The sequence below is a fragment of the Aneurinibacillus sp. Ricciae_BoGa-3 genome, assembly GCF_028421645.1.
GTDB lineage: Bacteria > Bacillota > Bacilli > Aneurinibacillales > Aneurinibacillaceae > Aneurinibacillus_B.
In genome coordinates, this window is record NZ_CP116887.1 from 2,664,621 (window position 1) to 2,686,891 (window position 22,271).

Here is a 22,271-nt window from a genome sequence, read left to right on the forward strand (position 1 = left end):
TTTTTAAAAAAATTTATTTGGCTGGCTTACTCGCTTACCCACAGGGAAAGCTCTTCTGTCCGCTTGATGGGCGATCCGGCCGGCGGATCCTGTTTGAAAACCGTTCCTTTTGAGCGAAGGGAACTCTGTAAATAATAACTATAACGTATATTTTGTTTATCAAGCTGCTGCTTGGCCTGATCAAGCGTCATGCCCGTTACATCTGGGACAATTGAGGCCGCTGTCTGCCCGTTTGCAGCTTGCAGCCTGCCTGTCTGGCTCACCGGCTGCTGGGATTTTGCTGACTCGACTGAATCATTCTTCAATGTGACGATACCGGCGATACAGGCGATAATCAGAACACCGACTATTGCAAGCCTACGGACCTGTCTGCCCCCCGTTTTTCGTTTATTGGTGGGTCCGGTGCTCCGGCTGAGCGGTACCTCCGCTTCTTCACGGGCCCTTTCATCTAAACTGTCAAACCCAACCTGTGTTTGCACCTTAGCCTTCTTAATGTAGGTATAAAGCGCAGTTAAATCTTCAAGTGTTCTTGCTAACTGAACCGCACTCTGGCCGGGTCCGCTCTTTTTCTCCCTTTTCCAGATTGAAGTGAGAGACTTACGGATGAAAAACGGATCAATTGTCTGTGACAGCGACATTTCCTCTATCATATGAGCAACCGGAAGTTCCAGTGTAGGGGGGCCAAACATCATTCGATGCATAGCTGTAAATAGAGAACTTAGCAGGCTTTCCCCGGCCGAGTCTGTATCCCAGGAGTTGATCGCCTTAAGTTCACCCTGTTCTGTAATCCAAAAATTATCCGTGCTGATTTCAATCAGCCTACTGTACTCTTCCAAAAGGGCGCGTGTAATCTTCACCATTTCTATAGCCATGGCGAGCGCTTCTTTTAACGTAAGCGGCCTGTCAGAAACAGCCTGTGTCAGCGTTACGCCGCGAACATGTTCCAGCACCACATACTGCTCTTCATTCGTTTCGCCACTGTCCAGTATTTGCAGGATAGAAGGCGCGTGAATATAGGATTTAATTTCTTTACGTTGCCAGGTATATAACAGAACATCTCGTTTTAAAATGGCATCATGCCCGCTGAACAGACATCCCTTTGACGTTTCCGTTAGAAGGGCATCCGGTATATAGCGTTCATATAAGCCCTTTTTAATCATCTTTATCGAACCCCTTAGGTTTGTATCTCTGAGAGAGAGTAAGGCTTGTTATTTGTTATTGCGGATAATGAAATACTTACGTATGTTCTCCGCGTTCCCATACACCAGTATAACATCACCAGGCAGAAGAAGGGTACTCCCTGTCGGATTTTTGATAATATGGCTGTTTCGCTTGATATTAAGTATTTTTATATCCTCATCTGCCAGTTTCAACTCTTTTAATGGAAAGTTAATAACCTTGACATGCGACTCGGTCAACCGAAATTGCCGCATCACATAGTCACTGTCTACATGGAAAACCTCTTCAACCGATTTATGGTGGACGTAATATTTATCAAACGTGTTCCCTACGTTACGGGATAAAAAAAGCTTAATGCCCTTGCTGCGAAGAAATAACCAGGAAACGGCTAGTATCAGAATTCCTACTCCTAAATCAGAAAGGTGAACCACGTTGCTGACAAAAAAACTGATCACAAACGATAAAATAACAGCAAAAGAAATGGTCCCAAATACAATTAAAAAGGAAGCAATTTTTCTTCGCACCGGATGGTTAATGATCATTTCCGATTCTGTTGTTGTATACCCTGTGTTGGTTAATAACGAAATCGCCTGAAACCTTGCAACCTCCCTCCTAAGCCCGGTTGACTCCAGCAGAATGGTAGAAATTTCGATAATAAGGAGAATAATAATAAGATAAATGGCAAAAAAAACCGTGTTCAATACTTTCTTCCCCCCGACGGCTCATATCTAACATGTATGCGTCCATTTGTAACGGCATACCCGTTTCTTACAGATTGTTTGCCTTAAGCCTATCATCGCCCAATAGTTATGCCAATGCTTTCAAGTCCATTGTTTTTGACATCTTATTGACGAGTTTCGGCGCAAGAGCAGGTGTTTTATGGAGAATCGGAAGAGGTAAATAAATGAAGAGTCCTTATGCATTGTAACCATATACGGAGGTAAATCATACAGGTCCGTCAGTGTTCCCACTTCAATTCTCTTGTAGGAGGCATAAAAATGAGAGTACCCCAAATTTTCTCCCGATCATACAATGATGAAACAAAGCTTCTGGCCGATGTGCGCAAACTTAAAACGAACGGGTATAAAGCAGAGGATATTTATATTGTCGCGGGTGATGATAGCAAACAGGATTGGCTGAATCTGCTGGGACAAACAAATAATGCGGACTGGGAAGAGGTTGGCATTACAGACTCCTTGTTAAATGTGTTTCGCTCCGAACAAAACGCTACACAAAATGAGCTGGAACACCTTGGCATCTCTGAGGAAGAAGCGCGATCATACGAAAAAGAACTGCGAAACGGCAAATATGTTTTGGTGATTCGCGATTCAACCCGAGATTATCATACGCCTGACATCGACAACTTACCCCCGCTGGATTAGCAAAACCCCCGGAGCATCATCTGCTGCGGGGGTTTTTGTTGCTGTTATACAGCTTTGCCGGTTACTTCCGCAGAACTGATATAAGCTTCTGCTTGTTTCTTGTTGAACTTCCCTTCGCTTCTTGACATAACCACCGCAGCAACGCTGTTTCCTATTACGTTTACTACCGTACGCGCCATATCCAGAAGCCTATCAATTCCTGCGATAAATGCGAGGCCTTCAAGCGGGATGTGTACCGATCCGAGCGTTGCAAGAAGAACGACAAAAGATACACCAGGAACCCCGGCGATGCCCTTGGAAGTAAGCATCAACACGAGCATAAGCGTAATCTGCTGGCCGATCGGAAGATGAATCCCGTACATCTGCGCGATAAAAATAGCAGCTAAGGCCTGGTACAGTGTACTTCCATCCAGGTTAAAAGAATACCCGGTAGGGACAACGAAAGACGTAATGGCTTTCGGACAGCCCATCTTCTCCAGTTTTTCCATAATCTTCGGGAGCACCGATTCACTGCTTGCCGTGGAATACGCAAGCAGAAGCTCCGTTCTCATTACTTTAATGATCTGGAAAACACTGATTCCACCAAAGAACTTGGAGATGATGCCAAGGACGACAATAATGAAAAATGCCATCGTGACATAAACAGTGATCACAAGTTTTCCGAGTGGAATTAACGAAGTAATGCCAAATTTGGATACCGTTACACCGATGAGAGCGAATACCCCAAATGGAGCAAAACGCATGACCATATTCGTCACATTAAACATGGTTTCCGCCACCAGCTGGAAGAAATTTAAAAGCGGTTCACTTTTCTTCCCGAGCTTGGCCAACCCAAGCCCAAAAATAACCGAGAAGAAGATGACAGCCAGCATATCGCCTTTTGCCATGGAATCTATAATATTGGTTGGTACAATGTTGACAAGCGTGTCAGAGAAACTATGCTTTTCTGTTTGGGCTGTGGTTGCCACATATTTGCTGATATCCGTCTTCGTCAGATGGCTCATATCAACGCCAACGCCAGGTTTTACTACATTCGCAACCAGAAGGCCAAGAATAATCGCCACCGTGGTTATGATTTCGAAGTAAATAATCGTTTTTCCGCCGAGCTTGCCGAGTTTTTTAACATCGCCTACACCGGCTACACCCACTACAAGTGTTGAAATGACAATCGGTACAACAATCATCTTAATCAGGTGAATAAAGATGTCGCCGACCGGCTGCAGTATCTTCCCGACATTAGAATTCCCGTAGAAGATCGCTCCTACAAGGATCCCAAGCACAAGACCGAGAAGAATTTGTCCAACAAGACCAAATTTCTTCATACCGTCACCGCTTTCATTTTTGTGTTTTTAGAGTTAGGATTTCATGTTAACTATGTTTACATTGTATTAACCCATAACAAAACACTACGCAAAGTGACAAAAAACTACAGTTCATTCTTAATTTCTCTATTGATTCTTCTCCCTTGACAAACGTTAGTTTCAATTCTATCATAATTTTATTTTGATATATACGTGTCCATTATTGGTACAAAACAGAAAGGACTTATGAAAATGAAACGCGGCTTTTTCCTCTTAACTCTTGCAACGATTCTTTGGGGCGGCAATTACATTTGCGGACGTTTTTTAGCACCCTCGCTGCCGGCAGCCTTGCTTAACACCATTCGGTGGGCGATCTCTACAATCATCCTTTTCGGTTTACTTTCTTCGCAAAAAAAGAATTTTCCCATTATTAGAAAATGGAAGGAATTCTCGATCCTCGGTTTTTTTGGTGTGTTCGCCTTTTCAGAATTAAATTATTTAGGGTTACGGTCCATAAGCGCATCCCAAGCCGGAATGATTTCTGCTGGGATTCCAATCGCCATCCTTGCATTTACGCCCTTTGTTCTCAAGGAACCTATCAAATTGAAGGCCTGGACGGGTGCCGCTGTATCGATCGTCGGCGTCATTCTTTTAGTCCAGGGCAAGCACGCAGCTCCCAGCCAAGGTTCTCTCATTGGGGACATCGAAATCCTTTTGTCCTGTTTGGCATGGGGACTTTATACAGTCCTTGGTAAAAAATACGGAAAAGACCTCGATCCATTGACGATGACTGCCGGAGCCTCCTTCTACGGAACCATTTTCAGTGCGATAAGCTGCATCGGTACCGTACAGTCCAGCATGATCCACATGACCGCTAACGCATGGGCCTGTATTATCTATGTAAGCACCTTTGCGTCTGTAGGCGCCTACCTGGCATGGAATGCGGGTGTTAAAGTGGTTGGAGCTGGCCGAGCAGCACCCTACATTAACTTGCTTCCGGTTTGGACGGTTGTCTTTGGCGTTCTCCTTTTGGGCGAACAAATATCCGCAACATCGTTAATCGGGGGCGCTCTAACGATCCTTGGCGCAATTTGGGCGACTTTATAGTACAAGCAACCGATTTTTACAATGACGTACATCATGAATCTATGAAACATTAAAATATCCAGAAAATAAAAACGAAGGAGAATGCATTATGAGTCTTACTGCATCCAAAAAAGCGCTAAATTTAACGACAGGCATTTTCACAGAGCTAGCCAATCGAAAACAGGATGTGCTTAACAAAGGGATGGATGTAATCGATTTAAGCGTGGGCAGCCCGGATTTGCCCCCGCCTTCTTTTGTCGTTGAAACGCTTGTTAAGTATGCGAAAGACACATCCAAGTATGGCTATACATTAAAAGGATCGAAAGAATTTCATGAGGCCGTTTCTTATTTTTACAAGCACCGTTATGCCGTCCACCTCGATCCTGATGGGGAAGTACTCCAGTTAATGGGGTCGCAGGATGGACTTGCCCACTTAGCAACCGCAATTATTGACCCCGGCGAGTACGTCCTGGTTCCGGATCCGGGCTATCCCATTTATGAAGCAAGTGTTACGCTTGCCGGTGGAATCATTTATCCAATGCCTTTGCTGGCTGAAAATAAATTTCTGCCAAAACTTGATCAAATTCCATCAGAAATTTTAAAGAAAACAAGAATGATGATCATTAGCTATCCAGGTAATCCGGTGACGGCATTAGCGGACCAAAAATTCTTTCAAGAGGTTGTCGAGTTCGCCAAACTGCATAATATCCTGGTCGTCCATGATTTTGCGTACTCTGAACTGATTTTTGATGAAAACCCCCAGAGCAGCTTTATGTCGATCCCGGGTGCGAAAGATATCGGGATCGAATTCAATTCACTTTCAAAGACCTTTAATATGGCAGGCTGCCGCATTGGTTATGTGGTGGGCAATGCACAAGCCTTAAACATCTTAGCTTCTTTGAAATCGCACATTGACTATGGCATTTTTTATCCGATTCAAAAAGCTGCTGAAGTGGCGCTGACTTCAGATTTCGCCCATCTACAAAAACAAGTTAAGGAATACGAGTTTCGCCGGAATACGCTAATTGCGGGACTTGAACAAAGCGGCTGGCATATACCGAAATCTCCTGCGACGATGTTTGTTTGGGCAAAAATACCGGATGGTTGGGTGTCCAGGGAATTTGCGTTTGAATTGATTGAACAAGCAGGGGTGGCGGTTGTTCCAGGCGATGCTTTCGGAAAACAAGGCGAAGGATATGTACGAATGGCTCTCGTTCAACCACCAGAACGGCTTGCCGAAGCAGCTGAACGGATTCAACATTTCCTTTTGAAAGCAAAATAATTCCCCAGTATGCCGGCCCCGCAATAAAAAATCCCCTCCGTTGGCAGTGTAAACAACCATTGATTCAAATGGTTTCTTTATCACTGTTAACGAAGGGGATTCCTTCTGTTTCTTATCGTAAATGGAACCTATACCTACTACACATGAGCATGTCGGCCAGGAAGGGCGCCGGTTTGCCGGTAGATTTCTGCCAGCTCGTCAATTTCCTTTTTAAGTTCGGTTACGAGCTCCGCTTCCGGGATTTTACGGGCAATTTCGCCATGTTTAAACAGCAGTCCTTCACCACGGGCACCGGCGATTCCAATATCCGCTTCCCTCGCTTCACCCGGTCCGTTTACAGCGCAGCCCAGAACAGCTACCTTTATCGGTGCCTTAACGGTGGTGAGATAGTCTTCAATCTCATTGGCAATCGAGATGAGGTCAATTTCGATCCGTCCACATGTCGGGCACGAGATGAGTGTAGCCGCGTCTGATGCCAGCCCAAACGTCTTAAGAAGTTCGCGGGCCACCTTAATCTCTTCAACCGGATCCGCACTCAGCGAGACACGCATGGTAGAACCGATTCCTTGCGCCAGCAGAGTCCCCAGTCCAGCCGCACTCTTAATGGTACCGGAGAAAATCGTGCCTGCTTCTGTGATGCCAAGGTGCAGCGGATAAGAGAATGCTTCAGCGGCTTTTTGGTAGGCTTCGATGGCCAGCGGCACATTCGACGCTTTGAGCGAAACAATGATATCGTGGAAATCGAGGTCTTCAAGTATGCTGATATGGTGCAGAGCGCTCTCCACCATCGCATCTGCGGTGGGATATCCATACTTATCTAACAGGTGCTTTTCTAACGAACCGGCATTTACGCCGATCCGGATCGGAACGCCGTTTGCTTTGCAAGCTTTTACAACTTCTTCTACTTTTTCACGGCGGCCGATATTCCCCGGATTAATGCGGACTTTATCAATGCCATTTTCAATCGCCTTTAACGCGAGTTTATAGTCAAAATGAATATCCGATACGAGCGGAATGGAAATCTGCTTCTTAATTTCCTTAATCGCCTCGGCTGCCTCCATATTATTTACGGTGACACGAACGATCTGGCAGCCAGCCTCTTCCAGTCGGTGGATCTGCTCCACGGTTGCCTTCACGTCTGCTGTTTTCGTCGTTGTCATGCTCTGTACAATGACCGTGTCGCTTCCGCCAATTGTGAGATTGCCAACTTTAACCGGCCGGGTTTGTTTGCGATGATACATAGTTATAATCTCCTTTTTTTAAGGAACATCAAGATTTATTACGATTTATATATTATCACAGATTGGAGATTATGTGGGCTCAATCCTACACAAGGCGCTCAGGATTTAGCGCATTACGCAACTCTTCTTCCGAAATATCGCTCGTCCTTCGCGCGACTTCCCCAATGGATTCATGGGTTTTGAAGGCTTCTTTGGCAATGGCTGCCGCCTTTTCATAGCCAATCAGCGGATTCAGTGAAGTCGCCAGCGCCAGGCTCCTCTCCATTAATTCACGGCAGCGTTGTTTGTCAGCTGTAATGCCGCCAATGCAGCGCTCATCCAGCACCTTCATTCCATTTGCTAATATCGTGATAGACTGGAGGAGATTATGGGCAACCACAGGCATCATCACGTTAATTTCAAGCTGGCTGCCGAGACCGGCCACTGTAATCGCCTCCGCGTTTCCGATAACCTGAGAGCAGATCATATACATCATCTCTAGCATTACAGGATTCACTTTGCCCGGCATAATCGACGAACCCGGCTGCACTGCAGGCAGAATAATCTCGGCGAGCCCCGTGCGCGGCCCTGAGCTTAACAGACGCAGATCGCTGGTTATCTTAATAAAATGGAGCGCAATTTCCTTGAGCGCTTCATTGACGCGTATGGCAGCCTGGGTATTTTGCATAAACATAAAGCGATGTGTGGCCGGTTTAAACGCTAAGCCTGTCCGTTCAGCTATGTAGGCGATCGCCTTTTCTGCATACTCGGGATGCGCATTAATGCCAGTTCCAACGGCGTTGCCACCGAGGCCAATCTCAAGCAAGGTGTCTTTGGCGTGAAGCAGATTGTTATATTTATCGCGCAAGGTGGCTGCGTATCCGCCAAATTCCTGTCCGAGCCGCATGGGCACAGCATCCTGCAGATGGGTACGCCCTGATTTAATGACATCATGGAATTCTTCGGCTTTTTGCTCAAACGTCGTGCACAGTCGGTCATAGATCGGCAGCAAGTGGCGTTCGATCGTTTCTGCGGCAGCAATATTGATTGCGACATGAATCGTATCGTTTGTTGATTGTGCCATATTAACGTGGTCATTCGGATGGACCCTGCTGTAGTCACCTCTTGGCAGCCCCAGCAATTCAGCGGCTCTGCTGGCAATTACTTCGTTGGCATTCATATTCTGTGAGGTGCCTGCCCCGGCCTGAAAAGCATCCACCACAAACTCACCGTTCAGCCTGCCTTCCATTACTTCTTCGGCTGCCTGCATAATCGCCTTTCCTACATCCGCCTTAAGCTCACCAAGCTCTGTATTCGCTTTGGCGGCTGCCCATTTAATGATCCCCTGTGCCCGAATAAAAGCCGACGGCAAATGGAGGCCACTTATTGGAAAATTCTCGACTGCACGCTGTGTCTGTGCACTGTAATACGCCTGTTCCGGAACATTTACTTCTCCTAATGTATCGTGTGTAATGCGATATTTTCCCATTTGTCCTCCTCCAATTGTGCGGGTGCTCATTCGCTGAGCAGTTTATTTACATCCACTCCCCGCTCGGTTAGAATTTTGCGCAGTACTTGTTTATGCTGGCTTTCAAGAAACGTATTCATGCCAAGCGTCAGCGCGGCGGATACTTCAATATCATATAAAATATCCTCTAGCTCCTGGGTCGGCAAATCGTTATAGCGTGCGTACAAAGCTTCCATTTCTGCCATCGTTCCATCTCCCCATTCACAATTTTTTCTATTTTCCCTGCTCTTTCTATTTTAGTTGATCGAGCTTTAAAATGTGAGTCCTACCTTTCCACCGCATACAGTATGTTTATTCATTTAGTGGTCCGCGTATACAATGGCTTCCGCAAGTGAACGGGCGAAGAAGTCTGGCTGGGGCTTCTTTCCTTTCAAGTCTTCTTTACCAATATAAATGGTTTTCAAACCAGCTTTATGCCCCGCCTGGATGTCCGTGTAAAAGTCACCGACCATATAACTTTTCCGCAAATCAATCCGGTGTCGCTTTGCCAAATCGAGGATCATGCCCGCTTCCGGTTTTCGGCACCTGCATTTCTCCTTAGGCTTGTGGGTGCATGCACAAATTTCTGTCAATCGTCCCCCTGCTTGCTCTATCTGCTCTTGCATATAGGCGTGAATTTCGTCTAGTGCCTGGTGCGACATGAAGCCAAGACCCACGCCTCCCTGATTCGTTACAACAAAAACTTCATACCCGAGCTCACCTAGTCGCCGGATGGCGTCCAAAGCACCTTCCATAAAGACAAACTGGCCTACATGGTTTATGGGGTGGGGATTTTCATTGATCACCCCGTCCCGGTCAAGAAAAAAGGCCTTGTTCATAGGATCCCTCCGCTTGTACAATAATTTACAAAATGTTCTTACATAATTGATGATAGCCCCAGGGCTTGGTGATATAATAGAAAAAGCTTAAGTAGACTGCAAGCAGAACCATAGGAAGGGGTAAAAACGATGAATAAACATTTCTATTGTGAAGACTGCGGTGTCTATACGTACTATTGTAATTGCCTGCCGTCCGCGCATAACCGAGAGGACAACCTGCTGGAGCGGCTTGCTCATGAGAAAAATTCGCGTCTCTCTGAGGAAGAGCTCCTCACAGCCATTCGTATGATGAAGGACAGCCGAGAAATGCGGCTTGTGATCGAGCCTACTTCAGATGGCTACTATCACGCCCATATTGAAATGAAAAGCTTAATTTAGCCCACATGATTACTATACCCTTAAAGACAAAAAAAGCAGCCCGCAGCGGCTGCTTTTTTACCCTTTCAAAATTGCTTCGTTAGATCAAGCCAAACTTTCGTGCTTCAAACGCCAGCTCTCCCCTAAATTTGGGATGAGCGATGTTAAGGAGCTCACGCGTACGCTGTGAAATACTCTTGCCGCGCATGCAGGCCACCCCATGCTCGGTTACGATATGGTCCACATCATTTTTGGACGTCGTTACGGCCGATCCGAGTGTAAGCTGTGGACGGATTCGCGAAATTTGTTCATCTTTCGTCGTCGAATGCAGACAGATGAATCCCTTGCCATTTTTCGCGAATCGGGCTCCGCGGGCGAAATCAGCTTGCCCGCCGGTGGAGCTATAGTAGCGGCCCGCAATCGTTTCGGATGCGCACTGGCCAAGAAAGTCCACTTCAGTCGTGGCATTAATCGAAACCATATTGTCTTCCTGTCCGATGATGCGCGGATCATTCACATAATCAACCGGCTGCATTTCAACACCGGTATTTTCATCCAAAAAGTCATACAGCTTTTTTGACCCAAGAGCAAATGTTGCCACAATTTTTCCAGGGTGTAGCACTTTCTCCACACCGTTGACCACGCCTTGCTCAACCAGTTCAACCACTCCATCTGTGAGAAGCTCTGTGTGAATGCCTAGATTTGTATGGTTGCCGAGAAACCCGATGATGGCGTTCGGGATGGCCCCAATTCCGCACTGCAAGGTTGCCCCGTTTGTAATGCGTTCCGCCACATAACTCGCAATTTTCCGGTCAGTTTCCGTGATGATCGGCTCCCTCTGCTCATGGAGTGGGTAATCCACTTCTATATAGCCTGCGACTTGACTGATATGAACTTGATTGGCGCCAAACGTGCGCGGCATATTTTTATTTATTTCCAGAAAAAACGGCACTTTGCCGATGAACGAAGCAACGTAATCAGCTTCGGTGCCCAGCGAGAAATAGCCATGTTCATCGATAGGCGATGCGCTTGCCAGGATTAACGAAGTCTTGGTCGTTTCCCTTAGAATTCGCGGCACTTCATGAAAGTGATTGGGTACCAGCTCGCATTTTCCTGCAAGATAGGCTTTACGGGAAGCTGTACTAAGAAAATAGGCAACATGCCGAAGGTGATCGCCGTACTCCCCCCAGATATAACGGCGCTCTTTCAGTGCATGCATCTGGTGAATCCGCACGCCATTCAACCGGGCAGCGTTCGCCTCAATCGTATCAAGCAGCACGACAGGTTCACCGTTGGCCAGCGGGACAATTAAATCATCCCCATCCCGAATAAAATCAAGCACCTCTTCCACTGTTTTTCTTTTGTTCTCATATTTTACAATCTGATTCATTCTGGCCTCCACCTATCTTTGAGTTATCTTTACTCAAACTATCCCATCCCATGCAAACACAGATGGTTCTCGTTTCCATCATAATTTCGGAACGACGCAAACACAATAAGTATATTATGAAGAAAACGTCAAAAAATCCATCCTCCTGTACAGGAAGATGGATTGGTTTTCCGCAATATTTACGCTTTTTGTTTCGCTCTGGTCACTTCTGATTCGACAACCTGCATCTCGCCGACCCCGCGGATTAATTTCCGTGCATAAACAGTCTTTGGTTGAAGAATACCTACCATATAATCGATCGCAGCTTCAGGATCCACTGTCTCACCGCATGTGTAGCAATCAAGGGCGGCAAAACCTTTCTCAGGGTACGTATGAATCGAAATATGACTCTCCGAAAGCATTATAAGCACGGTTGCCCCCTGCGGCTCAAACTGTTTCGCCTGAACAGATAAAACCGTTGCTCCGCAAGCTTCCGCAGCTTCTACCATGTGATGCTGAAGTAATTCGGCATTGTTGAGTTTTTCAAAATCTACACCCCAAGTATCAATTGCTACATGTCTTCCGAAAGTTGAATATTCCATTCTTTCGGCCCCCCTCCTAGCAAATTTTTGGTAAAGATTATCGCTAGGACCTACGTCATTCACTTATTTCGAGGAGAAACTTCCTTGAGTGAATCCTGGTTCCTAATTTATATCACAAAAAAGAAAATAACATGTTTAAACACAAGATGCAATCTTTTTTTGTGCAGGGTTCATTCCACAATTTTATCTTATGCTTCTAATACAAAAAGTTGATGAGAGAGTTTATTTAATTGGCGGTCAATTTCTTCGGTAGGCAGAGACATATGGTATCTTTCATTGCGCATATCGAGAAGCTGATCAATGTAGAAACGCACCCAGGAGATTTCATCTTCGACGCCGCATCTTTCAAACAGGCGCTGAAGTTCACCGGCTGTGTCTTTAAATTGATACACAACCTTGTCCTCGGTTCCTCTGCGTTCCACAATCTTCATAACATTACCCGCGCCATAATAATAAATCATGGTGTATGTAGGGTAAAAACGATGCGCAACCCCGGTCCCTTTAAATTTCTTCACCGCCATCCTCATCTGGTTGGCAAGCTTCATATCCGAAATTGTGCAGGTTCCATCAAACGTATAGAGATTTCCCATTCGTTTAAAAGAGAGAGGAACTTTTGTCTCTTTATCCGTAAGGACAATCTCTGTTTCTCCGTTCTCATAAATCCTTATCTCCGTCTGAAATTCCGCCGCTTGAAACAGATCGATAAACGACTGCAGTTCCGCTGGGTTCAGCTTAAGAACCATTTTTTTGTATTCGGTGGCTACTCGTTGAGCCATACAAATCTCTCCCATAATTTTTTTACTGCTGACTCTATTATAACGAAAATCCATAAACAATATCCAATGGTTTACGCCATTGAAAGACAGAGAAAAACGGAGCAATCTGAATTTAAACTTTAAAAATGGCAATTGAATCTTAAACGGGAACGTTATATTATAAAAAATTAACTTTTCCATCTGAAACGACAAGCATATATCCTAGAATACCCATCAAGTATACCAAAAATTTGACAGCCCCTCCATTCATTCGGTATACTTTAAATAATTAAATAAAGGACTCTTCTTATCGAGAGAGGCTGAGGGACTGGCCCGATGACGCCCGGCAACCCCCCATTAGTGGGAAGGTGCTAATTCCTGACGGTTTTTATAATCGTACAGATAAGAAGAAGGAAACGGACGCCGGGCCCTTCTTCTTATGAAGAAGGGCTTTTTGTATATGCTTGTATTTTGATTATTTTCGATGGGAGGCTCTTATAATGAAGAAATACAAAGTAGCTTTATTAGGTCTGGGAACGGTGGGATCCGGTGTCATCCGGGTGCTGGAAAGCCATAAAAGACGCATCGCCAGTCAGGTAAATGCCGAATTTGAAGTGGTAGGGATTCTTGTCCAAAGCCTCCACAAAGTACGAAGTGTACAAGTCAATCCAGCACTTTTAACAGCCGATTTTAACGAAATCCTCTCACATGATGCCGACATTGTGATCGATGCGATGGGCGGGCTGGATCCCGCATTTTCTTACTGCAAACAAGCTCTGGAACACGGCTGTCATCTCATCTCAGCCAATAAAGATCTGTTGGCGAAAGAAGGTCACTTCCTACATAAATTGGCTGAACAAAAAGGCGTCTCGTTACTATATGAAGCAAGTGTCGGAGGCGGCATCCCGATTCTAAACACGCTCAACCACCTCTTGCAGGCCAATCACGTTACCCGTGTACACGGGATTCTCAATGGTACCACGAATTATATCCTGACCAAGATGGAAGAAGAAAATCTGTCCTATGAGGCTGTTTTAAAAAGGGCCCAAGAGCTTGGTTTCGCTGAGGCCAATCCTTCTTCCGATGTTGAGGGCCTGGATGCACTGAATAAAATCCGCATTATCTCCCGCCTCTGTTTTGGTGTGGAGACAGCAGAAAAAGATGTTAGCTGCGAGGGCATCACGTCCATCACACAAGAGGAAATCCAGCTGTACGGAAAACTTGGCTATCGCGCAAAACTTATTGCCACCGGGGAAAAGACACCGCAAGGCCTGTACAACCGGGTCCGCCCCGCTCTCATCCCATTTGCACACCCGCTTGCGGCTGTCCGCGATGAATTTAATGGCGTATTTGTATCAGGGGATATTGTGGGAGATTTATTTTTTACCGGTAAAGGAGCAGGCGCACTGCCAACAGGAAGCGCCATTGTAGAAGATTTGCTGAATGTGGTAAGAGGGCTGCGCTTCGAGCCCCATCCTGAGGGAGAAGGCCAATTGGTTTCTTCTTCGCCGGATAACGAGGAATCCATTGCTGCAGTATTCCGTCTAAGTAGTGAAAATTACGAACATAGTAAAACGCAGCTTTTATCATTCTTGTCCACCCAGGCCGGGTACTTGCATGCAGTGGACACCCATGCAGGTGAGCGACATGGGTATGTCGGCGCCATCATAAGTTCACCTGAGATGGATGCCATCCAGATGGAAGCTGCCCGCCTCCATGCAGAGGTCAGCATCCGCGAGGTATTGGATGAGTCCCTTGTAGAAGCTGAAAGTTATGCGTCTGCCGCTCTTGTATAAATGAAAGCAACAAACGTGCCAGGGAGCCTCCAATGAAATGACCATTTTTATGATGTAGGGTATACTAAAACCCCCACCTGAATGCGGTGGGGGTTTTGCAGTTACTTATTAAACCAGCCAAGAACCTGGTCGATAAAATTTTTCAGCATGGTCAGCAGTTGTTGCACCATGGATTTCGTTTCCGGGTTGTTATTTAAATAATCTTGTATTTGCCCTTTGTAGCTGGACACCTGATCAAGCACTTTTCCCCAGTCAATATTAAGGTTCTGGATCTTGCGCAGGATGCTCACAAGTGAATCAACTTCCTGATCGGTAAGCTGAAGCCCCATCTGGTTAGCGACATTTTTAATCATGGCACGAAGCTGGTCATCGGACAGCTTTGCAGACTGTTTGGAAAGCTCGGCCTTAAGGCGCGTGAGCAGTTCAGCCGCTTTTTGCTTATCTCCAATATCCTGCCCAATTTGTGCGGTCGTTACGAGCTCATCGCTGGCAACCTGTTTGCGGTTCTCGTCCAGCTTCTGGCCTGTTGCCACCTCAAAGGCCTTCATGATTCCCGTCAGTGCAGCCGTTCCGGATACTTGGAACGGTGCATCGACTTTAACATTGGCATCCTTTACCCCTGCAGTGGCCAAGGCGTTCTCATACATGGCCTTACTCACCCACGTTATATTATTCGTGTCCACTTTAATGCCATTTCCCGCATCGGCAATCGTAATCATGGCAGAGGAAATGGAACGGGAACCGATGACGCTCGGGCTCAACAAACCATCGAGATATTTATGCTCCTCCTGATTGGTCACCGTAATCGTCTTTGCATTAGGTGCATTAAATTTATTTACCAATTGTTCTTTTTGTGCTGAATTTAAGTCATTCCCCAGGGTAATCACCGTATCCCCCGGTACCGCGTCAGCGTACACCACGCCAACGCTCGTTGACAGAAAAACGAAAAGCACCGCTACAAGCAGCTTGCGCATTTTGTTTCTCCTCCTCCAATTTCTTCTAGTTAGGTTTAATCCATTCCGATTATAGCACACCGGAAACCGTTTGACCTCCTCCTCTAGACCGGATATATTTCCCAAGCCATTATCAATGTGTGAGGGTTGCCGCCGGCAGATGGGCTGTGTCTTGCCGGCTTCTCTATACTTTGTAAAGAAGACCATATGCTACATATGATGTTCAATAGTCATTACGGATGTAATTATGCTATAGTATAAAAAAATATACTATGGACGTTAAAAAGAGGTGAAAAGAATGGGACGTCTCCAGAATAAAACGTTTAATTGTGAAAAAGAGTTGACTCTTTCCGTTATCGGCGGGAAGTGGAAAATGATTATTCTGTGGCATCTAGGCAAAACAGGTACAAAGCGGTTTAATGAACTGAAAAAACTTATCCCCGATATTACCCAGAAAATGCTGGTCAATCATCTGCGGGAACTGGAGGAAGATCAAATTGTTCACCGGGAAGTGTACCCTGTTGTCCCTCCTAAAGTGGAATATTCACTGACCGAACACGGACAGAGTTTAATGCCAGTGCTTGATGCGATGTATGAATGGGGTAAAAATTACATGGAAACCGTGATGCAGGATGATGGACAAGGGATTAAATCCAGTCAAGTAAAATAAATGAATATGCGGTGAATACAGCGTGCAGCAACCTTCTGGAAAGGAGCTGCACGCTGTTTTTTTGGCCGCCCATGGTGGAATCCTATACATGAGGCGCTGTTTGCATCCATTGTGCCGATTCCTCGCTAATAGCTGCACGGTATCCTGTTGGTTACTACGTCACTTATAAGTGCGTACTTCCCTTTTATAGCGCTTGGACCTAAAATCAAACGTGGGTTAACAAAACTCAACGTACTGCAACGTTGTTTGGCGGATTTGTTAATCTTGCCTGGACAAAGAGTCCATTCGCGTCAGGCCAGGCGGGGATACATCAACAATTACAACATGAGGAGTGAAGCATTCATGGAACTTCAATTAGCGTTAGATCTTGTAAACATTCCAGAAGCAAAAAAACTGGTCAAAGAAGTCGAGGACTATATTGATATCGTTGAAATCGGTACGCCGGTTGTTATTAATGAAGGTCTTAAAGCTGTTAAAGAAATCAAGCAAGAATTTCCCTCTTTAAAAGTGCTCGCCGACCTGAAAATTATGGACGCGGCCGGATATGAGGTTATGAAGGCTTCCGAAGCCGGCGCCGATATTATCACCATACTCGGAGCCGCTGAAGATATGTCCATTAAGGGCGCTGTGGATGAAGCGAAAAAGCAAGGGAAGAAAATCCTCGTTGACATGATTGGCATCAAAGACATCGAAGGAAGAGCAAAAGAGCTGGATGCCATGGGCGTTGACTACATCTGTGTGCACACAGGTTACGATCTGCAGGCGGTGGGCCAAAATTCGTTTGAAGATCTGAAAAAAATCAAGAGCGTCGTGAAAAACGCAAAAACTGCCGTAGCTGGCGGCATTAAGTTAGAAACACTGCCGGAAGTCGTTAAAGCCAAGCCGGATCTTGTTATTGTCGGCGGCGGCATCACCGGTAAGGAAGACAAACAAGCTACTGCTGCTCAAATGCAAAAAATGATTAGGCAAGGTTAATCCCTGTTATGCAGACAGTTCAATATTTTGCTGAAATCGTAAAAGAATTAAACCGGACAGTGGATTTGATGCTGGATGAAGGAGCCGAAAAATTAGCCGGCCGCATTCTGGAAGCAAACAAAATTTTTGTGGCCGGCGCTGGCCGTTCGGGTTTGATGTCCAGGGCGTTCGCCATGCGCATGATGCAGATGGGCTTCGATGCGTATGTAGTGGGCGAAACCGTTACCCCCAACCTTGAAAAAGGTAACGTTCTGATCATCGGATCCGGTTCAGGTGAGACGAAAACCCTTGTGCCGATGGCGCAAAAGGCAAAAAACCTGGGCGGAATTGTAGCTGTGGTTACCATTTTCCCAGAATCGACTATCGGTGCAATAGCCGATATCGCCATTAAACTTCCGGGCTCTCCGAAAGACCAATCGGCAAGTGATTACAAAACCATCCAGCCGATGGGCGCATTGTTTGAGCAGACTCTTCTGCTATTCTACGACGCGGTAATCCTGCGGCTAATGGAGAAAAAGGGCATGAACTCGGAGACGATGTTTGGCAGGCATGCTAACCTCGAATAGAACAAAAGAAAAGACCGCATAGTGCTGATTTATTAAGCACAGTGCGGTCTTCTTTATTAATTTTTGTTATTTCTCAGCTAATCGGCGTGCACTTTTAGCTGCTGTCTCAATTCTTCTGTTGTCGTTACAGGGGCCTGGCAGGCAAAGTTCTCACATACATAAGCGGTTGCCTTATCTTCCCGGGCCGTTTTATCTTCCAGCATTGGCGCAAGCAGTAGGATCTTCTCCCTCGACTCACCTGACACCAGCGTCACTACTGTATTTGGCAGGAAATGCGCGCGTACTTCTTCAATCATTTCCTGTGCAGCTTCATTTGAAGAAGTAGCCAGTACGATTTCCTGTGCCGGGCCAAACAGGAACTGGACCGCCATCATGAAATGAGCGTGCCCTTGCGGATACAAGGATACATCCCCGGCGAGAGAATCAATGTGCTCATTGGCAAGCCGCGCAATGCCCTCATTGCCGGTTAAACGGGACAGCCTTACAAGATTCATGGCGGATACCGAGTTACCAGAAGGCATGGCCCCATCGTACATCTCTTTCGGACGGGAGAGCAGCTGCTCAGCGTCACTGCCGTAGAAATAAAAACCGCCGTTTTGTCTGTCCCAGAACAATTCAAACTGCTGCTCCTGGAGTTCCATGGCGTGCATCAAATAGTCGGCTTCAAATGTTGCCTCATACAGTTCAAGCAGCCCCCAGATCATAAAAGCATAGTCGTCCAGATAACCCAAAAACGCGGCTTCCCCGTCCCGGTACCGGGCAAGCAGGCGGCCGTCTTCGCGCTGCAGTTTGCTGCCGATAAAATGAACCGCCTTTGCTGCGGCTTCTAAATACGTATGATCCTTAAGGACAACGGAACCTCTCGCCAGTGCTGCTATCATTAAGCCATTCCATGCGGTAAGGATTTTATCATCTTTATGCGGGTGCACACGCTTCTCTCTCACCTCGAAAAGCTTTTCCCGGCATCTTTCCAGGAATTGCAGCAGCTCACCCAGCTCCATATTTTCTTCCCGTGCAGCCTCCTCTAATGATTTCCCGACGAGGTTGGGAATGCTTGTGCGGTGTTCAAAATTGCCATAGTCGGTAATATCGTACACCCGGCAGAACCGGGTTGCATCTTCATCACCGAGTACCTTAAGCACTTCTTCAGGACGCCATACGTAAAACTTTCCCTCTTCCCCTTCTGAATCGGCATCCTCTGCAGAATAGAATCCGCCTTCAGGGTTGGTCATATCGCGCAGCACATACGTAAAAATCTCATCCGCTACTTCAGCGTATTCCTCTTTGCCTGTTGCCTGATAGGCATCCAGATAAACCATCGCAAGCAGTCCGTTGTCGTACAGCATTTTCTCGAAGTGCGGGACAAGCCATTTCTCATCCACCGAGTATCTGGAGAAGCCCCCGCCGACATGGTCATACATACCGCCCAGGTACATCGCATCGAGTGTCTTTTCCACCATCTCTAACGCATGCGCCTCACCTGTCAGCTTCCAGTGCCGCAGTAAAAAGGCCAGGTTGTGTGGCGATGGAAACTTGGGAGCTGTGCCAAACCCGCCATACTCGGGGTCAAATGTGCTTTTATACTGCTCATAGGCTCTGGTGAGCGTCTCTTTTGATAGTTCCCCAGTTCCTCTCTTCTGGCTCCTGTGCTCCTGAATCGCATTCGTGATTTGTCTTCCCGTGTTGACGACGCGCTCGTGGTCTTCCTCCCATTTGCTGTGGAGCTGGTTTAGGATATTCATAAGGCCTGCGCGGCCGTACCTGTCTTCTTTCGGAAAGTATGTACCTGCAAAAAACGGTTCTTTGTCCGGTGTCATCACGATCGTAAGCGGCCAGCCTCCCTGTCCTGTGAGCGCCTGGCACACCTCCATGTAAATATGGTCAATATCTGGCCGCTCTTCGCGGTCAACTTTAATGGCAACGTATTTATCATTAAGCAGTGCAGCTACTTCTTCATCCTCGAAGCTTTCCCGCTCCATCACATGGCACCAATGGCATGTTGAATAGCCGATTGAAAGGAAAATCGGCTTGTTTTCCGCATGTGCTTTTTGGAATGCCTCTTCTCCCCACGGATACCAGTTTACTGGGTTGTAGGCATGCTGTAATAAGTAAGGTGATTTTTGATTCGCTAAACGGTTGGCTTTTGCGTTCCCGTGGTTTGTGCTCATTATGTACCTCCTACCAGGATTATCTTCCCTTAGTATATACACAATGATTATCAGTTTTACACTGTTTCTCACTTTAAACTGTAGTTCGAGTATTTTTTCTACATAGCCTAATCATTAGTTACAAATGAAGGATTATTCATCCTTGTCTCCATATACCTCCCTCAACAAACGTTCCTTTTGTATCTGGTTATAAGTTCTTGCAAATCTCTTTATTGCATCTTCGCTTGGTGGATGAGGTACTACAACCGTTAGTTAATGGTCTCCATTCCCGATTGAAACAATTCATAAACCGATTTAAAGGTGTCGCAACGAAGTACCTTGATAACTACCTAGCCTGGTTTTTGTTTGTCGATAGCCGCAGTAACGAAAACCAAAGCACAATATTAAAGATTTTCTATTATCATCATTTGTCTTTGAAATGACAGATACTTACGATAGTTTACGCTTATCAAAATTCGCTGTATAGTGCTTATTTAACTATCGTGGAGGAATCTGCAATAAGTTTGTTGAATAATTCTTTACCTACTTATCAATTGTCGTAAGTCGTGTATGTCAAAGTGGGAACATGTGCTAAATTAGATACTGAACAAATGTTTGTTTTTCGGGGTGACTCTCGTAAAACTAACGAGTTTACCAACCGTTTTTAAAGCGAACCAGCATGTAAAGAGCACTTGATTTCAAGGAGGTATGAGATATGAAGATCAATAGATTAGATCATGTGGGTATAACCGTAAATGATCTTTCAAAGGCTAAAGCGTTTTTCCTTAATTTTGGACTTGAAGTGCAAGGGGAATGGGAATGGGAAGGAGATCAGTTGGACCAGGTAGCTGGGCTTAATGACGTTAAAGTAGCATGTGTAGGATTGGGGATGCCAGACGGTCAGGCATGGATAGAGCTAATTAAATTTTATACGCCGTCAGATGAAAAAGATATTCAGCAACCTTTTGCAAATACGCTGGGTATCCGACATATTGCATTTGCTGTTGAAGATATTGAAGCTATTGTTGCAAAATTGAAAAAGAAGGGCACGGAAATCTTTAGTGAGATACAGCAATATGAAGAAAGTTATAAGTTATGCTTCGTTCGTGGTCCAGAGGGGATTATTTTAGAGTTGGCGGAGAAAATCAAATAAACAGACGATATGCTGACATATATAGAGAAACACTTTCGCTTATCTAAACACGCTGATATTTCAGACTGGAAGGCTGTCTTTTTAGGGGCAGTCGTTCTTTCTCCTTGTTGGACAAACGGGGGCATTAGCTGGAAAAAATGGGGAGCTTCTACAAATGAAGGTTCCCCTAATTTATTATATAAAAATCAACATTTAAATTTAACAGAGCCTTTAAAAAAATAAAAGTCACCCATTTCTGAGTGACAAAGAACTTTTAAACTTCTTGAATTTCAACACTTCCCTCGATTACATCAATACCCATATCAGTAATTCTGTACTCATAATTTCTACCACCTGCACTTGCCTCTACTATTAATCTTTTTTCAATTAAATACTGGTACGCTAGATTTGTTTCTAAATCATCTGTGAATCTTGTTTTCTCCTGCACTTTTCCTTTTCCAGTTTCGAAATAAACACTATATAATTCTTCTAAAATGTTAAGTCTAAGCTGTTTTCTTTCTTCATAACTCATTACATCATCCCCTATAGTTAATAAATACCAGGGTATATTATACCATGAAATTCTCTGAATTAAAAATATTCTTTATTTTAAAAAAATGATGGTTATGTACCCATCCATAAAAGAACTTTATTAATCCTGCGTTCTCTGTCAGTTACTTTACAAAAACCGTTATTACTTAGTTACTGGGGGAATTAATTCAATGAGTGAAAACTATGGCATTGAAAATTCATTAGAACATCAGTTAAAGGAAGTTGAGGAATAAGAAAATCGTTTTGAGACTCATGCAAAAGCACATAATCTCCAAAGCGATGTTTATATGTATTGCCTTGAAAGGGGACGTAACAAGCCGCACGAATACCTCCTGCTTCTCTTCAATGAGTTTGCCGCCGATTTGACGCATGCGCTTTTGGACTGAACCAAGCTCTTTTGCAATTGATTCCTGGATGCCAAAGAGAACTGATAGATAACTCTTGCCTAATCTCAGTTGTGCTCGTCCAATAGTAGTGATGTCAACCGGCAATACGCGCAGAACCAGGTTATATACCACATGTTTGTTTACCAGCTATGCAAACTCTTCGTATTCCGAAGGATAAAGAAATTCCCCTGCTGTGTTTGTAGTCCCCATCTACC

General features: G+C 45.3%; 23 protein-coding genes, 1 pseudogene and 1 riboswitch. Of the genes and pseudogenes, 10 read left to right on the forward strand and 14 right to left on the reverse strand.

The window, feature by feature from the left end; all coding sequences use genetic code 11:
- Positions 1-26: 26 nt before the first annotated feature.
- Together PP175_RS13490 and PP175_RS13495 are read right to left on the reverse strand one after the other, a co-directional pair.
- Complete coding sequence (locus tag PP175_RS13490; protein ID WP_272438874.1) at positions 27-1,160, reverse strand: Stk1 family PASTA domain-containing Ser/Thr kinase; 1,134 nt, start codon at positions 1,158-1,160, stop codon at positions 27-29.
- A 48-nt stretch (positions 1,161-1,208) separates the two neighbouring features.
- Entirely contained in the window at positions 1,209-1,880 is a 672-nt protein-coding gene (locus PP175_RS13495; protein WP_272438875.1) for a TrkA C-terminal domain-containing protein, read from the reverse strand.
- 297 nt (positions 1,881-2,177) lie between these two features.
- Here PP175_RS13495 and PP175_RS13500 point away from each other — a divergent pair, with 297 nt between their 5' ends.
- Positions 2,178-2,561 carry a YflT domain-containing protein gene (locus PP175_RS13500; RefSeq protein WP_272438876.1) on the forward strand — a complete coding sequence of 128 codons (384 nt, stop codon included), beginning with the start codon at positions 2,178-2,180 and terminating at the stop codon, positions 2,559-2,561.
- Positions 2,562-2,605: 44 nt separating this feature from the next.
- On the opposite strand, the gene PP175_RS13505 is transcribed toward PP175_RS13500, so the two are convergent.
- Positions 2,606-3,883, reverse strand: a complete 1,278-nt coding sequence (locus PP175_RS13505; protein WP_272438877.1) for a cation:dicarboxylate symporter family transporter — start codon at positions 3,881-3,883, stop codon at positions 2,606-2,608.
- A 231-nt stretch (positions 3,884-4,114) separates the two neighbouring features.
- Here PP175_RS13505 and PP175_RS13510 point away from each other — a divergent pair, with 231 nt between their 5' ends.
- The gene (locus PP175_RS13510; protein WP_272438878.1) at positions 4,115-4,969 is read left to right on the forward strand and encodes a DMT family transporter; all 855 of its coding nucleotides are present in this window, start codon (positions 4,115-4,117) and stop codon (positions 4,967-4,969) included.
- 88 nt (positions 4,970-5,057) lie between these two features.
- On the forward strand, positions 5,058-6,230 hold the full coding sequence (locus PP175_RS13515) for an LL-diaminopimelate aminotransferase (RefSeq protein WP_272438879.1): 1,173 nt from the start codon (positions 5,058-5,060) through the stop codon (positions 6,228-6,230).
- A gap of 137 nt (positions 6,231-6,367) precedes the next feature.
- On the opposite strand, the gene ispG is transcribed toward PP175_RS13515, so the two are convergent.
- From ispG to PP175_RS13535, 4 genes are all read right to left on the reverse strand, one after another.
- Positions 6,368-7,471, reverse strand: a complete 1,104-nt coding sequence (gene ispG / locus PP175_RS13520) for a flavodoxin-dependent (E)-4-hydroxy-3-methylbut-2-enyl-diphosphate synthase (protein WP_272438880.1) — start codon at positions 7,469-7,471, stop codon at positions 6,368-6,370.
- An 85-nt stretch (positions 7,472-7,556) separates the two neighbouring features.
- The gene (locus tag PP175_RS13525; RefSeq protein ID WP_272438881.1) at positions 7,557-8,939 is read right to left on the reverse strand and encodes a class II fumarate hydratase; all 1,383 of its coding nucleotides are present in this window, start codon (positions 8,937-8,939) and stop codon (positions 7,557-7,559) included.
- Between the two features lie 26 nt (positions 8,940-8,965).
- Positions 8,966-9,163: a hypothetical protein gene (locus PP175_RS13530; RefSeq protein WP_272438882.1), complete on the reverse strand. Its 198-nt coding sequence runs from the start codon at positions 9,161-9,163 to the stop codon at positions 8,966-8,968.
- Positions 9,164-9,277: 114 nt separating this feature from the next.
- Positions 9,278-9,796, reverse strand: a complete 519-nt coding sequence (locus tag PP175_RS13535) for a D-glycero-alpha-D-manno-heptose-1,7-bisphosphate 7-phosphatase (RefSeq protein WP_272438883.1) — start codon at positions 9,794-9,796, stop codon at positions 9,278-9,280.
- Between the two features lie 129 nt (positions 9,797-9,925).
- Between PP175_RS13535 and PP175_RS13540 the strand changes: the two genes are divergently transcribed.
- Positions 9,926-10,174 (forward strand): hypothetical protein, encoded by a 249-nt coding sequence (locus tag PP175_RS13540; protein ID WP_272438884.1) that lies wholly within the window; start codon positions 9,926-9,928, stop codon positions 10,172-10,174.
- 79 nt (positions 10,175-10,253) lie between these two features.
- Here the strand turns inward: PP175_RS13540 and PP175_RS13545 are convergent, their stop codons facing one another.
- From PP175_RS13545 to PP175_RS13555, 3 genes are all read right to left on the reverse strand, one after another.
- Positions 10,254-11,543, reverse strand: a complete 1,290-nt coding sequence (locus PP175_RS13545) for an acetyl-CoA hydrolase/transferase family protein (protein WP_272438885.1) — start codon at positions 11,541-11,543, stop codon at positions 10,254-10,256.
- Between the two features lie 179 nt (positions 11,544-11,722).
- Entirely contained in the window at positions 11,723-12,124 is a 402-nt protein-coding gene (gene speD / locus PP175_RS13550; RefSeq protein WP_272438886.1) for an adenosylmethionine decarboxylase, read from the reverse strand.
- Positions 12,125-12,312: 188 nt separating this feature from the next.
- Complete coding sequence (locus PP175_RS13555; RefSeq protein ID WP_272438887.1) at positions 12,313-12,900, reverse strand: non-ribosomal peptide synthetase module; 588 nt, start codon at positions 12,898-12,900, stop codon at positions 12,313-12,315.
- 283 nt (positions 12,901-13,183) lie between these two features.
- A riboswitch (SAM riboswitch) is annotated at positions 13,184-13,288 on the forward strand.
- Positions 13,289-13,379: 91 nt separating this feature from the next.
- Between PP175_RS13555 and PP175_RS13560 the strand changes: the two genes are divergently transcribed.
- Positions 13,380-14,675, forward strand: a complete 1,296-nt coding sequence (locus PP175_RS13560; protein ID WP_272438888.1) for a homoserine dehydrogenase — start codon at positions 13,380-13,382, stop codon at positions 14,673-14,675.
- Positions 14,676-14,776: 101 nt separating this feature from the next.
- Here PP175_RS13560 and PP175_RS13565 read toward each other — a convergent pair whose 3' ends face one another.
- Complete coding sequence (locus PP175_RS13565) at positions 14,777-15,649, reverse strand: DUF1002 domain-containing protein (protein ID WP_272438889.1); 873 nt, start codon at positions 15,647-15,649, stop codon at positions 14,777-14,779.
- A gap of 277 nt (positions 15,650-15,926) precedes the next feature.
- On the opposite strand from PP175_RS13565, the gene PP175_RS13570 reads away from it, so the two are divergent.
- From PP175_RS13570 to hxlB, 3 genes are all read left to right on the forward strand, one after another.
- Complete coding sequence (locus PP175_RS13570; RefSeq protein ID WP_272438890.1) at positions 15,927-16,298, forward strand: winged helix-turn-helix transcriptional regulator; 372 nt, start codon at positions 15,927-15,929, stop codon at positions 16,296-16,298.
- Positions 16,299-16,640: 342 nt separating this feature from the next.
- Entirely contained in the window at positions 16,641-17,273 is a 633-nt protein-coding gene (gene hxlA / locus PP175_RS13575; RefSeq protein ID WP_272438891.1) for a 3-hexulose-6-phosphate synthase, read from the forward strand.
- An 8-nt stretch (positions 17,274-17,281) separates the two neighbouring features.
- On the forward strand, positions 17,282-17,839 hold the full coding sequence (hxlB, locus tag PP175_RS13580) for a 6-phospho-3-hexuloisomerase (protein WP_272438892.1): 558 nt from the start codon (positions 17,282-17,284) through the stop codon (positions 17,837-17,839).
- Positions 17,840-17,916: 77 nt separating this feature from the next.
- On the opposite strand, the gene PP175_RS13585 is transcribed toward hxlB, so the two are convergent.
- Positions 17,917-20,007: a thioredoxin domain-containing protein gene (locus PP175_RS13585; protein WP_272438893.1), complete on the reverse strand. Its 2,091-nt coding sequence runs from the start codon at positions 20,005-20,007 to the stop codon at positions 17,917-17,919.
- Positions 20,008-20,258: 251 nt separating this feature from the next.
- Between PP175_RS13585 and PP175_RS13590 the strand changes: the two are divergent.
- Both PP175_RS13590 and PP175_RS13595 read left to right on the forward strand, forming a co-directional pair.
- Positions 20,259-20,473, forward strand: a pseudogene (locus PP175_RS13590) (IS1595 family transposase); the annotation flags it as partial.
- 228 nt (positions 20,474-20,701) lie between these two features.
- Positions 20,702-21,139, forward strand: a complete 438-nt coding sequence (locus PP175_RS13595; RefSeq protein WP_272438894.1) for a VOC family protein — start codon at positions 20,702-20,704, stop codon at positions 21,137-21,139.
- 253 nt (positions 21,140-21,392) lie between these two features.
- Here the strand turns inward: PP175_RS13595 and PP175_RS13600 are convergent, their stop codons facing one another.
- Positions 21,393-21,650, reverse strand: a complete 258-nt coding sequence (locus tag PP175_RS13600) for a hypothetical protein (protein ID WP_272438895.1) — start codon at positions 21,648-21,650, stop codon at positions 21,393-21,395.
- Between the two features lie 232 nt (positions 21,651-21,882).
- Positions 21,883-22,188, reverse strand: a complete 306-nt coding sequence (locus PP175_RS13605) for a YhjD family protein (protein WP_272438896.1) — start codon at positions 22,186-22,188, stop codon at positions 21,883-21,885.
- Positions 22,189-22,271: the final 83 nt, after the last annotated feature.